Below are 19342 nucleotides of genomic sequence, written 5' to 3' on the forward strand. Positions count from 1 at the left end.
AAATCGTTACATTAAATACTCCTTAATCTTTCAAATATCACTCCCGAAACTTGAGACTATCATTAATAAAAGTTAGTGCATAACAAAAAGGACTATTCCCAAGGCTCACTACAAAAATAGTGATTTATTGAAATAATAGAAAACCTTCCGGACAAAAAGTCCGAATAAGGTTTATAACTCGGATGATACCGGCTAACATGTATAGAAGATTCAGCCCAATAAAATGCCATCTCTCAATAAAACCTAACAACAGAATCGTTTTCCGGGCAAAATGACTATCTTGCATAAAAACGAAATACAACAGCAACTATGAAATTGAAAACTACGATTCCCAACCCCTTACTTGCAAAAATGAGATTGTTTCTTATTGTTCTGACTTCCTGCGTTATCGCCACTTGTATTTTCCTGATTATCATTCATCCGGAAGCGTGGGTTGCACCGTCATGCGGAATAGTAATAGCCTTGTGCATATTGCTATATCAGGTATATTGCATCCGTAAGAGACGAAAATCCTAGATGAGATGTTGCTTCTTCAGCTCTTCGGCAACAACTTCCAGTTCTTTGTACCATTCTTCACCGAACTTACGGATTAAAGGCTCCTTCAAAAACTGATAGACAGGAAGATTCTCTTTTTTCCCCAGTAAGACTGCTGCCTTGCATACATCCCAACGATGATAATTCACTGCCTTATAAGGCCCGTAATCCCCGATCCGGATAGGATAAAGATGGCAGGACACTGGTTTGTAAAAGTCAGTTTTCCCTTCACGGTATGCCTTTTCAATAGCACAGTAACAACATCCTTTTTCATCATAACAAGTAAAGACGCAGTCCTTATTATTGACAATTGAAGTTACCAGGTCACCTTCCTCATCTGTATATACCACTCCTTGCTTCTCTATTATCGTACGAGCTTCCGGAGCCAGTTCATCCCATATGACCGGCAACACTTCTTCCAATTTCTCCACTTCCTCCAATTCGACAGGCGCACCCGCATCACCCTCAATGCAACATTCACCTTTACAAGCATCCAGGTTACAAAGAAACTTTTCTTGAAAAACATCAAGAGATACTACTACATCACCAATCTGTATCATACTAAAACTTATGTGAGACAAAAAGGGCGGAGTACTACTCCGCCCTCCCGGTTATAAAAATCTAAATTACTTAATCAATACGTTTCCGTCCATTTCAGCCGGAACTTCCAGCCCCATGATTTTCAAGATAGTCGGAGCAACGTCAGCCAAACGACCGTCCTCTACTTTCGCAGCCTTGTTTTCCGTTACGTAAATACAAGGAACAGGATTCAGGGAGTGAGCGGTATTCGGAGTGCCGTCTTCGTTCAAAGCATGGTCAGCGTTACCATGGTCGGCAATGATGATTGCTTCGTAATCCTGAGCTTTAGCAGCTTCGATAACATCTTTCACGCAAGCATCTACAGCAACAACCGCTTTCTCGATAGCTTCGTAAATACCGGTGTGACCTACCATATCACCGTTAGCGAAGTTCACTACAATGAAATCATATTTGTTTTCGTTGATGGCAGCCACCAATTTATCTTTTACTTCGTAAGCACTCATTTCCGGTTTCAAGTCGTAAGTAGCTACTTTCGGAGACGGAACGAGGATACGGTCTTCTTTGTCGAACGGAGTTTCACGCCCGCCGTTGAAGAAGAATGTCACGTGAGCATACTTTTCCGTTTCGGCGATATGAAGCTGGCTCTTGCCGTTAGCAGACAGATATTCACCCAAGGTGTTGGATACGTTTTCTTTATCGAACAGGATATGAACACCCTTGAAAGAAGCATCGTACGGAGTCATGCAGTAATATTGCAGACCCGGAATTGTATGCATGCCTGCTTCCGGCATATCTTGTTGAGTCAGTACGACAGTCAACTCTTTTGCACGGTCGTTACGGTAGTTGAAGAAGATAACGACATCGCCTTCCTTGATTGTTCCGTCAACATTCGCATTGACAATCGGCTTGATAAATTCGTCTGTTACGCCTTCGTCATATGATTCCTGCATTGCCTGAACCATGTCGGCAGCTTTCTTTCCTTCACCGTTTACCAGCAGGTCATACGCTTCTTTTACGCGTTCCCAACGTTTGTCACGATCCATGGCATAGTAACGGCCGATGATAGAAGCAATCTTTCCTGCTGATTTCTCGCAGTGTGCAGAGAGTTCTTCGATAAAGCCTTTACCGCTCTTCGGGTCGGTGTCACGACCATCCATGAAGCAGTGGATGAATGTATTGTCGATATTGTATTCTTTAGCGATGTCGCAAAGTTTGAAGAGGTGAACGAGTGAGCTGTGTACGCCACCGTTGGAAGTCAGTCCCATGAAGTGAACGCTCTTTCCGTTTTCTTTTGCATAAGAGAAAGCTGAAACGATTTCAGGATTCTTCAGGATGCTGTTGTCCGCACATGCACGGTTGATTTTCACCAAATCCTGATAAACCACGCGTCCGGCACCAATATTCAAGTGGCCAACTTCAGAGTTACCCATCTGTCCGTCGGGCAAACCCACGTTTTCACCACTTGCCTGAAGCTGAGAGTGAGGATAAGTAGTTGTCAGATAATCCCAATAAGGAGTGGGAGTGTTGAAGATTACGTCGTCTTTCTTTTGGTCGCCTAGTCCCCAACCATCGAGGATCATTAAAAGGGCTTTCTTGCTCATAATATTTCAATATTTAAATTATCACTCTGATTTTCGGGCGCAAAGGTACGAAAAAGATGGTTATGTAAACGTTTAATCTATGTTAAGTTACAATGGCTGAGCGAAGGAAGTCTCAAACATTTTCCTTTCTTTGTGAAACAACCTCCAAACATGAAAGTTATGAAAACAATCCTGGCAAGCTTTGCATTGTTATTATCCGTCGTTTCAACAGCACAGACCATTAATGGTTCTCCTGCCCAAACAACCGGCAATGCCCATTTCACAAATGAGACATCTCCTCTCCAATCAATCAGAGGCAACTGGTTCAGAGCGGATATTCCTAACCAATGGGAGTATGGTATCTACGATTCCGTATGCATCATACAGAACCGGATGTTTACCAATAAAAGCATACACAAAAGAGACGATTGCATCGAACTGACTGTACAAGACAAGAAAAATTCCGGTATAGAGACGCTATTATTCACCCCTCAGCCAAACGGAGATTATCTGATTAAATTCAAAGGCACCGATGAACTGCCATACACAAAAGAGACAAACAACAAACCTCTGATGACAACTGAAGCGGACTTTAAAGAATTCATACGCAAAGATACCGCTTATCTACAAGGTTATATAGACAAGCATGATTCTGAAACGGCTACTACCAGCCTATTGATAAGTAATGAACTTACAAGAGAAGACTACCCCACGATAGTCAACATAAATCCTGACGGCAGCTTTGAATGTAAACTTGTACTCAATTATCCGATAGAAAATCTCATACAGATAGGTAACCATCACATTTCATTTTATATAGAACCCGGACAGACATTATCCATATATGTTGATGACAAAGGCAGTTATGATAACATTAAAATGATGGGACCTTCTGCCGCCCTTTCACAAATGTATGATAGGCTGAATGATTTAATAAGATACGATAATGACGTATTTACAAAAGGAAGAAACGGATTTTCACCTGACCTGTTCAAGAAAGAGATACAAGCTGCATCTGCCAAACTCAACCAGACCGGTGACTCATTAATACAAATCTACACAACATCTCCCAAAGCGATTCATCTGATTAAAAACAAGTTAGCATTGGAGAAAGGGAAGATTCTTTTAAACCTTATGGCATATAGGAGTGCTTTTGCGGAACGGGATACCACCAATCAGGCATTGAAGATAAAAGTGGGAAATGATTATTATGATTTCCTGAAAGATATATCCTTGAACGACGAATCATTGCTTGCAGATAAGGGATATAGAGAGTTTATCAATCGGTTTGAGTTCATGCCTCCACTGCGTGAAGTTCAGAACGATGCTTATGAAAAAAAGTTTTTCTCTCCTTCTACAGACAAAGAGGGACCGAACATTTCGAACAGGAAACAGGATGGGCAAACGCTTGATAAAGCCAAAGAATATCTGACAAAAGGAGATTCAGTAATCAACCTGTTAAGCGGTCAGACAAATAGCTTTCTTTGGCAAACCACGCTCGTACGCCGTTTGCAATTCGATTTAAAAGCATATAATACCTTTTCCGCAGCAAAGAGACATATAAATATTCTGAATAAGTATCTCACATACCCTATTCTGATTGCTGAAACGAATCGTATATTCGACAACATCTTTTCAAAGAAAGCTGATAAGACCTATCAGTTAGCGGAAGGAAAAGCTACTGAAATTTTTCGGAATATCATCAAAGCACATTCCGGCAAGATGTTGTTTATCGACTTTTGGGCTACAAGTTGCGGCGGATGCAGGGAAGGTATCGAAGCCACCGCACAATTACGTGAAGACTATAAGAACCATCCCCAATTCCAGTTCATCTATATCACGGACGAACGTTCATCCCCGAAGAAAACATACGATGAATATGTAGCAAAGAATCTGCAAGGAGAAAGTTCATACCGGATCAGTGAGAGTGAATTCATATATCTCCGCGAATTATTCAAGTTCAACGCCATCCCCCATTATGAATTGATACAAAAAGATGGTAGTGTGACAATTAATCCTCCGACAGCATGGGAGCTTGAGGAGTATATACAGAAACATTTCAAGAAATCCAATGAATTGTAAGATATGAATGAATTGTATAAGATATGACAGAAAAATCCTCGCTTGTATTGAAAGAAAGTATAAAAAGATGACGCAAAGCAAATAATCGGTTAGATTTTGCCTACCTTTGCACCGCTTTTAAATTAAATCATAGAAATATGGACGATTCAAACCCACGAACGTGCACAACTAGTATTAATTAAAGCGGACAGAGTCATTGGAATTTTGATGTCTCTGCTCGTGCTAAACAAACGAAAGGAGACAATAAGATGAGAACGTATCTTTATTGTGAGGTCGGCTTTGTGGAAAAGACACAATGGCTTCCCAACAGTTGGGTAAATGTAGTATGCCCGAATGATGATGACTTTGAATTTCTGACTAAAACACTCAATGTTCCCGAATCATTTCTTGATGATATTGCCGATACGGACGAACGTCCGCGCACGGATACGGAGGGTAACTGGCTGCTTACCATTCTGCGTATTCCTGTGCAAAGCAAGGAGAACGGCAGTCTGCCTTTCGGTACTGTACCGATTGGTATTATCACAAATAATGAAATCATTGTATCCGTATGTTATTACAACACTGATTTACTGCCGGACTTTATCGAGCATACCCGCAGAAAGGGAATCGTTGTCCGTAATAAGCTCGATCTGATTTTCCGGCTTATCTACTCTTCTGCCGTATGGTTTCTGAAATATCTGAAACAAATCAATCTGGATATCAGTGCCGCAGAAAAAGAGTTGGAGCGCAGTATTCGCAACGAAGACCTACTTCGCCTGATGAGGTTACAGAAGACATTAGTTTATTTCAATACTTCCATCCGAGGAAATGAAGTAATGATAGGCAAGTTAAAAACGATTTTCCAAGATACGGATTATCTGGATACGGAATTAGTGGAAGACGTAATTATCGAATTGAAACAGGCGCTTAATACGGTAAATATTTACAGCGACATTCTCACGGGAACAATGGATGCTTTTGCCTCTATTATCTCGAATAATGTGAATACAATCATGAAACGCATGACCAGCTTGTCAATAGTCCTGATGCTTCCGACATTGATTGCCAGTTTCTATGGCATGAATGTGGATATTCATTTGGAAGAAGTACCTTTCGCTTTCTCTCTGATTGTACTCTTCTCCATCGGATTATCTACGCTGGCATTCGTGATATTCCGGAAGATTAAGTGGTTCTGATATAAAAAACAGCCTGTCATCTAATCACAGATAACAGGCTGACATTATACGTTTTTACTTCGATAGAGAATTAATTAAAAGAGAATGTTTAGAGAGAGAAATTAAATTCTATTTTATCCTTGTTTACTTACTTTTCTTTTATTCAATGGGATAGAAACTCCCAAGAAAGCATTACAGCATTTTGTATTATTTCCAAAGAACATATAATCAGTTCCTACAAAAAGAGGACCTAACTTCAACGCCAAACCGACAGACTTACCTGCACTCTGAATCATAGAATAGCTTACAGCAAAATTGAAATAATTTTTCGGGCGGATATTAGCAGACAAAGTCAGTTCAGACATCGTTTTCGGTTTTGTAAAACGTGTTGTAGAAAGGGCACCTACTACCAACCAATTATTCAATAGAGCATATTCAGCACCAAACACCATCGTAGAATGCAACCAAGTCTTACGGGACTTTGCACCTGTTTCGTCCATTTCCATATGTAACATGTCATAGTTCAAGATTTCACCGCTAGACACAATATCCGCGAATTTCTCAATGTCACCTTCATTACGACTATCAAAAGAAAGGCCGTCAGTATTTGCTCTTGCCACACTTGTGCTCCCTTTAGACCAAGAAATAAAGCCTAAATCAAGCAGAGCAGCAGATACCGTCAAGTTATCCAACAGTTTATACGATGCCCCCAAGTCGATGGCAGCACCATAACCTGCGATTCCCATGTCACCTGTTTCAAAATCGAAATCATCAATATACCCCTCATCACCTTTGCGCAAATTCAATCCCTTGAAGGAACTCTCCAATGACGCTTCTACATCAATATTGGCAGTACCATGAATCTTGGCAATCTGTTCTGGAGTCAAATTACTCCAATCTGTATCCGCAGTTACACCACTAAATTCAGTGTTCACTCCAATACTCTTAACATCCAATTTCAAGTTACCAATACCCAATAAAGCTTTTAGCTTACCACCAACAGTTAATCGATCATTTATTTGGCGAGCATATCCTAGTCCAATTTCAGCATAAGAATTGATTTCCAAACTTTCTTTCCCAATCTGGCGGTCAAAATTGCTCCAATCAAGACTTTCAAAATCCACTCCATTCATTTCACGCATAAAAGAGAACATAGATTTAGGAATAGAAGCACCCATATCCATCCTTAATCCTACATTAAAAGACCAAAAGTTCCTTCCTTTATACCAACCAGCAGACAATATATCTGTATTTAAGTTTATATTTAACTGGTTGTCATCTTTCAGTCTTTTCATAAAATCATCACTCGTAAAGTAATCACTTCCTTCGCTATTATCTATAATATCCTTAATATCTTGATATCCAAAAGATTTAGAAGATGCAGAAACATTAAAAGAACCAATTACAGGAAGATTAAAGTATCCACGCCCCGGTGATAAAGCCGGATTTAGTTGTTGCCGATAATGAACACCTTCCATAAAATAAGAAGTACGTAAGAACTGTGCATTTGCAGAAAGAGCGCAAATCAACATGATAGAAAACACCCCAATAATTCTAAAAGAGCATAATAGCTTGTTTGTTGCCATGATTTTAAACTTTTTAATTCTTGTTACCGTTTGCAAATATATAGCATTTTAATAACAATTAAAAGCACTAAACAACACTTTTCATCCTAAACAGGACAAAATCACGGTTATGTGTAACAAAATCGTGCTTATTCTGCAAAAAAATGTAGAAATTATAAGTCCGGAGAGAACAAATAGCCCTAGAATCCCAAAGAAAGTTGTCCGTCTCCCAACAGATTAAACGTTAAACGATGATAAGGAGTTGTCCCACGTTCGGCAATGGCAGCACGGTGTTTCTTAGTCGGGTAACCTTTATTATGATTCCAATCGTAAAACGGATATTCCTTGTGGAGACGGTTCATATAGTCGTCTCTATAAGTTTTGGCTAAAATAGATGCGGCTGCAATCGAAAGATATTTCCCATCTCCCTTTATTACTGTGGTATGAGGAATATCAGGATATTTATTAAAACGGTTTCCATCAATTAACAAATGCTGCGGACGGACAGCCAGTTGGTCGACAGCACGGTGCATGGCCAAGAAAGAAGCACGCAGGATATTTATCTCATCTATTTCTTCCGGTGAAACGACACCAACCGCCCAGGCTATTGCTTCCTTTTCTATTACCTCACGCAATGCGTAGCGTTGTTTTTCCGTTAATTGCTTAGAGTCATTCAACAACTCATTTTTAAAGTCTTTCGGAAGAATCACAGCAGCGGCATATACCGCACCTGCCAGACAGCCACGACCAGCCTCATCGCATCCTGCTTCAATCAGATTCTCATTTAGATAAGGTAATAGCATCTTTATTGTTTTTTATTCAGGTACAAATTATTTTTATTCAAGCACAAAGGTAAAGGAAATAAAAAAAGGAGACTCGTTTTCTGTCTCCTTTTTCTTGGTTATTCCTTACTTTTTAAAACAAACTCCAGGCAACAGTGAGCCCTGCCATCACAATGGCCACCATGCTCATCAGCTTTATCAGGATATTCAAGCTGGGGCCGGATGTATCTTTAAACGGGTCGCCTACCGTGTCACCGACTACGGTTGCTTTATGGACTTCGCTGCCTTTGCCGCCGAAATTGCCTTCTTCCACATATTTCTTTGCGTTATCCCATGCACCGCCAGCATTAGCCATGAAGATAGCCAATACGAAACCACTGCTCAGACCACCAATCAACAGACCGAGTACACCGGGAACGCCGAAGATGAGTCCTGTCAAGATAGGAGCAATAATAGCAATCAGAGAAGGGACAACCATTTCGCGTTGTGCCCCCTTTGTCGAGATTTCGACACAGCGTTCGTAATCCGGTTCCGCTTCTCCTGTCAGGATACCTTTTATTTCACGGAATTGGCGGCGCACTTCGTCCACCATATGCCCTGCAGCACGTCCTACCGCATTCATCGTCAAGCCACAGAACAGGAAAGCCATCATCGAACCTAGGAACATACCCGAAAGGACTTTCGGATTCATCAAGTTCACTTCATAATAGTTCATAAAGTCAATGAAAGTAGCATTTGCCACACTGATTGAATTTCCGTCCGGGAAAGTCAAGTCCACACTCCCGAGACGGGTCAATCCGATGCGTATTTCTTCAATATACGATGCCAACAAAGCCAAACCGGTCAATGCAGCAGATCCGATTGCAAAACCTTTTCCTGTCGCAGCAGTCGTATTTCCGAGAGAGTCGAGTGCATCAGTACGTTTGCGGACTTCCTCACCCAAGCCTGCCATTTCCGCATTACCGCCTGCATTATCGGCTATCGGACCGTAGGCATCCGTTGCCAATGTAATACCTAGTGTGGAAAGCATACCGACAGCAGCAATACCGATTCCATACAAGCCCATACCGACATTGTCGAAATCACCGCCGGAAGCCAACAAATAAGAAGCAATGATGCCCACGACCACGGCAATCACAGGAATAGCTGTAGAAAGCATACCCAGACCGATGCCGGAGATAATCACCGTGGCAGAGCCGGTCTTGCCGCTTTCACTCAGTTTCTGAGTGGGACGATAAGACTGGGAAGTATAATATTCCGTAGAACGTCCGATGACAATGCCGACTACCAGACCGACTACTACGGCACAAGAAATCAGCGCCCAGTTATCGAGTTGCAAAAGCCACAGTATAAGGAACGTAGCAATGACGATAAGCACAGAACTTAGGTTTGTACCGAATGCCAACGAGCCCAGCAAGTCTTTCATCTTCGCGTTCTCTTTGGTACGGACAGCAAATATACCTATAATAGAAAGGATAATGCCTACAGCCGCAATCAACATCGGAGCAATAACAGCTTTGAACTGCATCACTGTATCCGCAGAATGGATAAAGGCGGCAGCACCCAAGGCCGCCGTTGCCAGGATAGAACCACAGTAAGATTCATATAAATCGGCTCCCATACCGGCTACGTCACCTACGTTATCACCTACATTATCGGCAATAGTGGCAGGGTTGCGCGGGTCGTCTTCGGGGATTCCGGCTTCCACCTTACCCACTAGGTCGGCTCCGACATCGGCAGCCTTTGTATAGATACCACCACCGACACGGGCAAAAAGTGCCTGAGTAGAAGCTCCCATACCGAAAGTAAGCATTGTAGTGGTAATCACACAGAGTTTATGAGTAGGCGTGAGCGCATCGGCAGGAATCACTGCGTTCAGCAACAAGTACCAGAAAGAAATATCGAGCAAACCAAGACCGACTACAACAAGCCCCATCACCGCACCGCTTCGGAAAGCGATTCTCAATCCTGAGTTCAACGAGCTACGCGCTGCATTGGCGGTACGTGCCGATGCGTAAGTTGCCGTTTTCATCCCCAGAAAACCGGAAAGACCGGAGAAGAAACCACCTGTCAGGAAAGCGATGGGAACCCATGCATTCTGAACGTGAAAGCCATAAGCCATAATTGAGAACAAAATTACCAGTCCCAAGAATACCCAGCCTACAATCTTGTATTGCTGTCTCAGGTAAGACATAGCGCCTTTGCGCACGGCAGCGGCAATTTTTATCATTTGGGGAGTACCTTCACTCTCCTTCATCATTTGCTTATGAAAATAATAAGCAAAGCAGAGGGCTAACACGGAAGCAACCGGAACCAGCCAAAAAAGAATGCTATCCATAGGATTAATTTTTAAAGGGTTTACGGTGGCTAAAATTATGGAAATCAAACGAAAAAAGCAAGTAAGAAAGAATATTTCTGATAGAATACCGCCCGTTTCCAAAGAGGAAGCAGAGCAATATGCCTGAAACAATATGAATGGGAATTATTTACGCCCATTTACCATAGAATTTAGCGCCAGTATTAAATTCGAACTTATACATTATAAATTATTCCTATCTTTGAGCATTTTTATGTCCGTAAACTAACTAATACCCTATTAATTATTACTCAAAACACCATGAAGAAACTATTTCTACTACTAATGGCCTTGTTTACAATGGCGCAAGTGAACGCCCAGGAAAGAAACGTTATCCACATCTCAACGGATAACACGGATTTAATCCTTCAAGTGGCTCCCAACGGACGGCTTTATCAGGCTTACCTGGGCGACAAATTACTGAACAAGCAGGATATCAATAATTTCTCTCCTTACGTAAAAGGCGGCAGCGACGGCAGCGTTTCTACACGAGGCTGGGAAGTATATCCGGGCTCCGGCGCCGAGGATTATTTTGAACCGGCAGTAGCTATCACCCATAGCGATGGCAATCCGAGTACGATTCTCCGCTATGTATCTTCGGAACAGAAAGCTGTGACAGGCGGAACGGAGACCATTATCAACCTCAAAGACGACCAGTATCCGGTAGAAGTAACGCTGCACTACATCGCTTATCCGAAAGAAAATGTCATCAAGACATGGAGCGAAATCAAACATAACGAAAAGAAGCCCGTCACTCTGTGGCGCTATGCTTCCACAATGCTTTATTTCTCCGATTCCGACTATTTCCTCACTGAATTCAGCAGCGACTGGGCAAAAGAAGCTCAAATGAGCAGCCAGCAGTTGCAGTTCGGCAAAAAGGTGATTGACACGAAGTTGGGCAGCCGTGCCGCCATGCACACACATCCGTTCTTTGAACTCGGATTGGGACAACCGGCACAGGAAATGCAAGGGCGCGTGATGCTGGGCACTATCGGATGGACAGGAAACTTCCAGTTTACTTTTGAAGTAGACAACGTCGGTAATCTTCGTGTTATCCCCGCCATCAATCCTTATGCATCCGATTATGAATTGAAAGCGAACGAAGTATTCACGACTCCCGAGTTTATGTTCACTTTCAGCAATAATGGTACAGGCGAAGCCAGCCGTAACCTTCACGCCTGGGCTCGCAACTACCAACTGAAAGACGGACAAGGCGACCGCCTTACCTTACTGAACAACTGGGAAAATACTTACTTCAAATTCAATGAAGAATTACTCTCCGAACTAATGAAGGAAGCCAAACACCTCGGTGTAGACATGTTCCTGCTCGACGACGGCTGGTTTGGGAACAAGCACCCTCGCAACAGCGACAATGCCGGACTGGGTGACTGGGAAGTGATGAAATCCAAACTGCCCGGCGGTATCCCTGCTCTTATAAATTCGGCCAAAGAAGCCGGAGTGAAATTCGGTATCTGGATTGAACCGGAAATGGTGAACCCGAAAAGCGAACTCTTCGAGAAACATCCCGACTGGGCTATCACCCTGCCGAACCGTGAAACTTATTACTACCGCAACCAATTGGTTCTCGACCTCAGCAATCCGAAAGTTCAGGACTTTGTTTTCGGTGTAGTAGACAATATCCTGACCGAGAACCCGGAAGTCGCCTATTTCAAATGGGACTGCAACTCACCTATCACCAATATCTACTCTCCTTACCTGAAAAACAAACAGGGACAGCTTTACATCGACCATGTACGCGGCATATACAATGTGCTGAAACGTGTAAAAGAGAAATACCCCAATACACCGATGATGCTTTGCTCCGGCGGCGGCGCGCGTTGCGACTACGAAGCCTTGAAATATTTCACTGAGTTCTGGTGCAGTGATAATACCGACCCGATAGAACGTCTGTTTATCCAATGGGGATTCTCACAAATCTTCCCCGCTAAAGCGATGTCCGCACACGTGACTAGCTGGAACAAGAAAACAAGCGTGAAATTCCGTACCGACGTAGCCAGTATGTGCAAACTTGGCTTCGACCTCGGACTGAAAGAACTGAATGCGGACGAACAGGTTTACTGCCAGGATGCAGTTGCCAACTGGACACGTCTGAAGAAAGTAATCCTTGACGGTGACCAATACAGGCTGGTTTCTCCTTATGACGGCAATCATATGTCGGTGATGTATGCCTCCCCGGATAAGAATAAAGCTGTTCTTTATACTTATGACATTCATCCGCGTTATGCCGAGAAGCTGCTTCCTGTGAAACTTCAGGGATTGGATGCGAAGAAAATGTATAAGGTGAAAGAAATCAATCTGATGCCAAACAAGAAGTCGAGCCTATCCGCCAACGAACAAACTTACTCCGGCGACTATCTGATGAAAGTGGGCATCCATGCTTTCACTACCAATCAGGCTTTCAGTCGTGTGATTGAGCTGACTGCGGAATAAAAAGAAACAAAAAAATTGCAGCTATACCGTAACTTTTTACGATATAGCTGCCATTAATGTTAAAGAGAGAGAATTTATAATATAAGCATAGTCTCACGACCCTCCGAATATTCTTGTTTTTACTATTAGACGCTCGAAACTTCAAATCACTGCACTTGAAGGCTTCTTTTTTAGTTAAAGAATAAAAAAATCGCCATTTCTCACAGAAACAGCGATTTATATCTTAAAACATACGGCTGACGCGTTCGATTCCCGACACTAATGTGTCAACTTCTGCTTTCGTATTATACATGGCGAACGAAGCCCTGACTGTACCTTCAATGCCGAGCCTCTGCATCAAGGGCTGCGCACAATGATGTCCCGTACGGACGGCAATCCCCAAACGGTCAAGCAAAGTACCCAAGTCGAAATGATGGATATTACCTACCAGAAAAGAGATAACTGCTCCCCTGTTGGCGGCTTCACCGAATATACGCATATCCGGTATTTCTTTCAGGCGTTGCAGGGCATAGGTGGTCAGCTCGTGTTCGTGCTTCGCAATCTGCTCCATACCGATACCGTTCACATAGTCGAGTGCTTTTGCCAGTCCGGTGGTTCCTATATAATCGGGCGTACCGGCTTCAAACTTGAAAGGCAGTTCGTTGAAAGTCGTTTTCTCAAAAGAGACGTGCTGAATCATCTCTCCGCCACCCTGATAAGGCGGCAGGCGATCCAACCACTCTTCTTTTCCATAAAGTACGCCGACACCGGTCGGGCCATATACCTTATGAGCTGAGAATACCAGAAAGTCGGCATCCAAATCCTGTACGTCCACTTTCATGTGAGGGATGGATTGGGCGGCATCTACCAGGAAAGGTACGCCGTGGGCGTGGGCTGTCGCAATCATTTCCTTCACAGGATTTACCGTACCCAAGACGTTGGAAACTTGGACTACGCTGACAATCTTCGTGCGTTCAGAGAAAAGTTTCTCATATTCGTCCAACAACAGTTCGCCTTTGTCGTTCATCGGAATCACTTTGATAGCAATACCTTTGCGGGCGGCCAGCAGTTGCCAGGGGACGATATTGCTGTGGTGTTCCATCACCGAGAGGATGACTTCATCGCCCTCTTCCATAAATTCATCACCAAAGCTGGAGACAAGCAGGTTGATGCTCTCCGTCGTTCCACGGGTAAATACGACTTCACTCGTGCTACCGGCATTGATAAACCGGCGCACTGTCTCGCGGGAAGCTTCATGCAGTTCCGTAGCCTGTTGGGAGAGATAATGTACGCCGCGATGCACATTGGCATTCACGGAATAATACTCGTCTACCAACGCATCGACTACCAGACGGGGTTTCTGCGTCGTCGCACCGTTGTCGAAATAAACCAGAGGCTTACCATAAACCGTACGACTCAATATCGGAAAGTCCTCACGTATCTTTTGAATATCCATGTTTCTTAGTGATTAATCATCATTTACAGATTGCACAACCCTGACATCTGTTCAACTCGCCACGGAAACGCTTCTCCACCAACAGATGCAGGCGGTCTTTCAGTGCATCCATACGAATCGTATCAATGACTTCATTGACAAACGCAAACATAAGCAACAAACGGGCTTCTTTCTCTGCAATTCCTCGCGAACGCATATAAAACAATGCATTTTCATCCAACTGACCTACGGTTGCTCCATGTGAACATTTCACATCATCGGCATAGATTTCCAACTGAGGTTGCGTGTACATACGGGCATCGCGCGTGGCACAGAGATTCCGGTTGGTCTGTTGGGAGTTTGTATGTTGCGCGTCAGGACGTACCAGTACCAGTCCGGCGAATGCGCCTACCGACTGGTCGTCGAGAACGTATTTAAACAATTCGTTGCTGGTGCAATTCGGCACGGCATGGTCAATACTTGTATTGTTGTCAATATGCTGGTTCTTATCGGCAATTGCCATACCGCAAAGGTTTATTTCAGCACCTTCGCCTGCCAGCAATACTTCGGTGGTATTGCGGGTGGTACCATTGTGAAGAGTCATGCCATTCAGCAGAACATTGCTGTTGGCTTCCTGTTTCACATACAGGTTGCTGATGCGGACGGTACTTGTATGTGTTTCTTCCAACTCGTACATATCGAATACCGTATTTTCTCCGGCAAAAACTTCAATCACTTGCGTGGCAAGGAAATTCACATTGTCCATCGCATGGTCGCAAATCAGCAGACGGGCTTGCGCTCCGTCTTCCAGAATAATCAACACACGGCGGTTTACCATAAAGTTAACGTCCGCACGCAGGATATTCACTAATTGAACGGGCTTTTCCACGACTACATTCTTCGGCACATAAAAGATAACCCCGTCTTGTGTAAAAGTTGTATTGAAAGCGGTTACGCCATCCTTGGACGTATCCGCCAGTTTGCCGTAATACTTCTTCACGAGTTCCGGATGCTGTTCGGCTACCTCTTTCAAGCTGCCGAAAATAACGCCTTCCGGCAAATGAGCTTTAGGAAGCGCTTTATTATAAAATGCATCGTTGACCACGAAATAAAGAGCGGTACTCATATTCGGGACGTCACACTTAAACACTTCATACGGGTTGACCGGAATAGGCAGACGGTTCAGATTCAAGCCGAAATCCGGCTCGAAATACTTGCTCACATCCGTATATTTGTACTTTTCCATCTTACGTGTCGGAAACCCTATTCGCTCAAAATCAGCAAAGGCAGCAGCACGAGGGGCATTCAGCGCTTCGGCGCTATGCTTGCAAATCATGGCTTCCGTCTGTGAGAAAAGTTCTATATATTGCTGTTCAACTATCATAGTTCACATTTTTTATCTTCAGGCACAGATTACACAGATTTCATGGTTTAAAAACACATAAGCGAAAACGATGTAATCCGTACCTAATATTATTCTCCTACTTCTTTCTTAATCCAATCATATCCCTTTTCTTCCAGTTCCAGAGCAAGTTCCGGACCGGCAGTTTTCACGATACGACCTTTATAAAGTACATGTACAATATCCGGTTTGATATAGTCGAGCAGACGTTGGTAGTGAGTGATGACAATCGTGCTTGTATCGGGAGTCTTCAACTTATTCACCCCTTCCGCCACGATACGGAGCGCATCAATATCCAGCCCGGAGTCTGTTTCGTCAAGAATACTCAGGCGCGGCTCAAGCATTGCCATCTGGAAAATCTCGTTCCGTTTCTTTTCACCACCGGAGAAACCTTCGTTCACCGAACGGTTAGCCAGTTTGTTGTCCAGTTCAACAACCGCACGTTTCTCACGCATCAGTTTCAGAAACTCACTGGCAGTCAGTGCGGGCAGACCTTTATATTTGCGTTGCTCGTTCACGGCAGCACGCATAAAGTTCACCATGCTTACTCCCGGAATTTCCACCGGATACTGGAAACTAAGGAAAATACCTTCGTGGCTACGGTCTTCGGGACTCAGTTCCAAGAGATTCTTCCCATAAAAAGTGACTGAACCTTTCGTTACCTCAAAAGCAGGATTACCTACCAGGACAGAAGAAAGTGTACTCTTACCGGAGCCGTTCGGTCCCATGATTGCGTGTACTTCGCCCGGCTTCACCGTCAGGTTGATACCTTTCAATATCTCTTTGCCATTAATGCTGGCATGCAGGTCTTTTATTTCTAACATGATTATATTTACTATTTATCCATTTACTATATAAAAACCTATACTACCGACAATTTACCTCCAATAAGCGCGCAGCCAAATAGTAAACCGTAAATTGCCAAATAGTAAATTACCCCACACTTCCTTCCAACGAAATGGCAAGCAACTTCTGTGCTTCTACTGCAAATTCCATCGGAAGCTTATTCAATACTTCTTTCGCATATCCGTTCACAATCAGTCCGATAGCATCTTCCGTGGGAATACCGCGCTGATTGCAATAGAATATCTGGTCTTCACTAATCTTGCTTGTCGTAGCTTCATGCTCCACTACCGCCGTCTCGTTGTGAACGTCCATATAGGGGAAGGTATGCGCACCACACTTGTCTCCCAGCAACAGAGAGTCACACTGGCTGTAATTGCGGGCATTATCCGCTTTCTCCGCCACACGTACCAGTCCGCGATAAGAGTTTTCGCTATGTCCGGCGGAGATACCCTTACTCACAATCGTACTGCGGGTATTCTTGCCCAAGTGAATCATCTTCGTGCCGGTATCTGCCTGCTGGTAGTTGTTCGTCACCGCTACGGAATAGAATTCGGCCGTCGAGTTGTCTCCTGTCAGGATACAGGAAGGATATTTCCAGGTAATCGCCGAACCGGTTTCCACCTGCGTCCAGGACAGTTTGCTGTCCACCCCTTTACAGTTGCCGCGCTTTGTCACAAAGTTATAGACACCACCCTTACCCTCGGCATCTCCCGGATACCAGTTCTGAACAGTACTGTATTTCACTTCGGCACGGTCGTGTACAATGATTTCCACAATAGCGGCATGCAATTGATTTTCATCACGCATCGGGGCCGTACAGCCTTCCAGATAAGAAACATAAGAATCATCATCCGCCACAATCAACGTACGCTCAAACTGTCCCGTATTGCGGGCGTTGATACGGAAATACGTAGAAAGCTCCATCGGACAGCGCACACCTTTCGGAATATATACGAAAGAACCGTCCGAGAACACAGCAGAGTTCAATGCAGCAAAGAAATTGTCACGGTAACCCACTACCGACCCCATATATTTCTTCACCAAATCAGGATGCTCCCGCACTGCTTCGCTGAACGAGCAGAAAATAATCCCTTTCTCCATCAGCGTCTCCTTGAAAGTGGTCTTTACGGAAACGGAGTCCATCACGGCATCCACCGCCATTCCGCTAAGGGCCATCTGCTCTTCCAAAGGGATTCCCAGCTTATTAAATGTTTTTATCAGCTCAGGGTCTACTTCTTCCATACTCTTCGGACCTTCCTTTTTCTTTGTCGGGTCGGCATAGTAAGAGATAGCCTGATAATCAATCTCAGGAATACGGAGATGTGCCCAGGCAGGCATCTCCAGCGTCAGCCAATGGCGGTACGCTTTCAGGCGGAACTCCAGCAGCCACTCCGGTTCGTCCTTTTTCGATGAAATCAAACGAATCACATCCTCATTGAGTCCACGCTCAATGATGTCTGTATGCACCTCCGTAGTGAAGCCGTATTTGTACTTCTCCTGCGTCAGTTCCTTTACATATTTATTGGGTTCTTCTTGTTGCATCTTTATTCTCTAATATATATTGTTGCGTCATATTCTTTGCGGCAGGGAAAAATATCCCCGCAAACGTTTCCATCGGATAATATAACAAAGACTCCTCCTTTTTTGTTGCACTAATTAACTTATTATCGCCATCTATGAACTCTATCGCACCTATCACTACACTTGTTAACAGCAGGAATTTAAGTGCTCCGAGTCCGCTTCCCAGCCAGCGGTTCAGCCAGTCCAGCGAAATTGCTTTCATAGCCCTCGTCAACAACGAAGCAACCAGTACAAAAATCAACGGAACAGCAATCCAAATCATAATAAAAGCCAGCACCTGCGCAACCGTCATCGAATCGGTCACTGTCGGGCAAAGTTTCTCCGCCAAAGAAGCGTACAAAGCTTTTGCCGCCATCAGTCCGACTATCAATCCCAAAATAGAAGCCAACTGGCGAATGAAGCCTTTTATAAAGCCCACTATCGCCCCTGCACCTACTATAATAAGGATTACTATGTCAATCGTTGCCATATTGTTCTGCTCTATTATATAATTCAGGCACGGATTTCACGGACTACACGGATTTATTAAAGAACCGTGAAATCCGCGTAACCCGTGCCTGATATAGATTCAGCACTGCTTTATTACAGTGTCTGTTTCACTTCAATTTCTTCGAACGTCTCAATCATGTCGCCTACCTTCATGTCGTTGCAGTTCACCAGACTGATACCGCATTCGAAGTTCGTACCTACTTCCTTCACATCGTCCTTGAAACGTTTCAACGCATTGATGTTTCCGGTAAAGATAACGATACCATCGCGAATCAAACGAGCCTTGTCGCTGCGTTTCACCTTTCCAGTCTTCACCATTGCACCGGCCACAAGCCCCACTTTCGTGATGTTGAACACCTCGCGGATTTCGATTGTCGCAGTAATCTGCTCCTTCACTTCCGGTGCCAACATACCTTCCATAGCAGCCTTCACCTCTTCAATTGCATCGTAGATGACAGAGTACTTACGGATATCAACACCTTCCTGATCCGCCATCTTGCCGGCAGCTCCCGAAGGACGTACCTGGAATCCGACGATAATCGCATCCGAAGCGGCAGCCAGAG

13 protein-coding genes and 1 pseudogene are annotated in these 19342 nt (G+C 43.9%); 3 read left to right on the plus strand and 11 right to left on the minus strand.

All coding sequences use genetic code 11. The annotated features are described in order from the left end of the window. Positions 1-512: 512 nt before the first annotated feature. Positions 513-1094, minus strand: coding sequence for a DUF3109 family protein (locus tag RDN93_RS15770; RefSeq protein ID WP_308746403.1), 582 nt, complete (start codon positions 1092-1094; stop codon positions 513-515). 66 nt (positions 1095-1160) lie between these two features. Beyond that, positions 1161-2675, minus strand: coding sequence for a 2,3-bisphosphoglycerate-independent phosphoglycerate mutase (gpmI, locus tag RDN93_RS15775; protein ID WP_308746404.1), 1515 nt, complete (start codon positions 2673-2675; stop codon positions 1161-1163). Between the two features lie 150 nt (positions 2676-2825). On the opposite strand from gpmI, the gene RDN93_RS15780 reads away from it, so the two are divergent. Next, a complete protein-coding gene (locus tag RDN93_RS15780) occupies positions 2826-4736 on the plus strand; it encodes a thioredoxin family protein (protein ID WP_308746405.1) in 1911 nt (636 codons plus the stop codon). A gap of 248 nt (positions 4737-4984) precedes the next feature. Next, the gene (locus RDN93_RS15785; protein WP_308746406.1) at positions 4985-5914 is read left to right on the plus strand and encodes a magnesium transporter CorA family protein; all 930 of its coding nucleotides are present in this window, start codon (positions 4985-4987) and stop codon (positions 5912-5914) included. 113 nt (positions 5915-6027) lie between these two features. On the opposite strand, the gene RDN93_RS15790 is transcribed toward RDN93_RS15785, so the two are convergent. From RDN93_RS15790 to RDN93_RS15800, 3 genes are all read right to left on the minus strand, one after another. Then, complete coding sequence (locus tag RDN93_RS15790) at positions 6028-7479, minus strand: DUF5723 family protein (protein ID WP_308746407.1); 1452 nt, start codon at positions 7477-7479, stop codon at positions 6028-6030. 179 nt (positions 7480-7658) lie between these two features. Next, positions 7659-8261 carry a ribonuclease HII gene (locus RDN93_RS15795; protein WP_308746408.1) on the minus strand — a complete coding sequence of 201 codons (603 nt, stop codon included), beginning with the start codon at positions 8259-8261 and terminating at the stop codon, positions 7659-7661. A 112-nt stretch (positions 8262-8373) separates the two neighbouring features. Continuing rightward, entirely contained in the window at positions 8374-10578 is a 2205-nt protein-coding gene (locus RDN93_RS15800; RefSeq protein ID WP_308746409.1) for a sodium-translocating pyrophosphatase, read from the minus strand. 279 nt (positions 10579-10857) lie between these two features. Here RDN93_RS15800 and RDN93_RS15805 point away from each other — a divergent pair, with 279 nt between their 5' ends. Next, on the plus strand, positions 10858-13047 hold the full coding sequence (locus RDN93_RS15805; RefSeq protein WP_308746410.1) for an alpha-galactosidase: 2190 nt from the start codon (positions 10858-10860) through the stop codon (positions 13045-13047). A gap of 223 nt (positions 13048-13270) precedes the next feature. Here the strand turns inward: RDN93_RS15805 and RDN93_RS15810 are convergent, their stop codons facing one another. The 6 genes and pseudogenes from RDN93_RS15810 to RDN93_RS15835 form a co-directional block, all read right to left on the minus strand. Then, positions 13271-14482 (minus strand): cysteine desulfurase, encoded by a 1212-nt coding sequence (locus RDN93_RS15810; RefSeq protein ID WP_308746411.1) that lies wholly within the window; start codon positions 14480-14482, stop codon positions 13271-13273. A gap of 19 nt (positions 14483-14501) precedes the next feature. After that, positions 14502-15845, minus strand: coding sequence for a Fe-S cluster assembly protein SufD (gene sufD / locus RDN93_RS15815; protein ID WP_308746412.1), 1344 nt, complete (start codon positions 15843-15845; stop codon positions 14502-14504). Positions 15846-15934: 89 nt separating this feature from the next. Beyond that, complete coding sequence (gene sufC, locus RDN93_RS15820) at positions 15935-16687, minus strand: Fe-S cluster assembly ATPase SufC (RefSeq protein ID WP_024986010.1); 753 nt, start codon at positions 16685-16687, stop codon at positions 15935-15937. Between the two features lie 109 nt (positions 16688-16796). Further along, positions 16797-18251, minus strand: coding sequence for a Fe-S cluster assembly protein SufB (sufB, locus tag RDN93_RS15825; RefSeq protein WP_308746413.1), 1455 nt, complete (start codon positions 18249-18251; stop codon positions 16797-16799). Further along, positions 18229-18759: a CvpA family protein gene (locus RDN93_RS15830; RefSeq protein ID WP_308746414.1), complete on the minus strand. Its 531-nt coding sequence runs from the start codon at positions 18757-18759 to the stop codon at positions 18229-18231. The genes sufB and RDN93_RS15830 overlap by 23 nt, the downstream gene beginning before the upstream one ends. A gap of 113 nt (positions 18760-18872) precedes the next feature. Further along, positions 18873-19342 (minus strand): annotated as a pseudogene (locus tag RDN93_RS15835) (translation initiation factor IF-2); the annotation flags it as partial.

It is taken from the genome of uncultured Bacteroides sp., assembly GCF_902491285.1.
Taxonomy (GTDB): domain Bacteria; phylum Bacteroidota; class Bacteroidia; order Bacteroidales; family Bacteroidaceae; genus Bacteroides.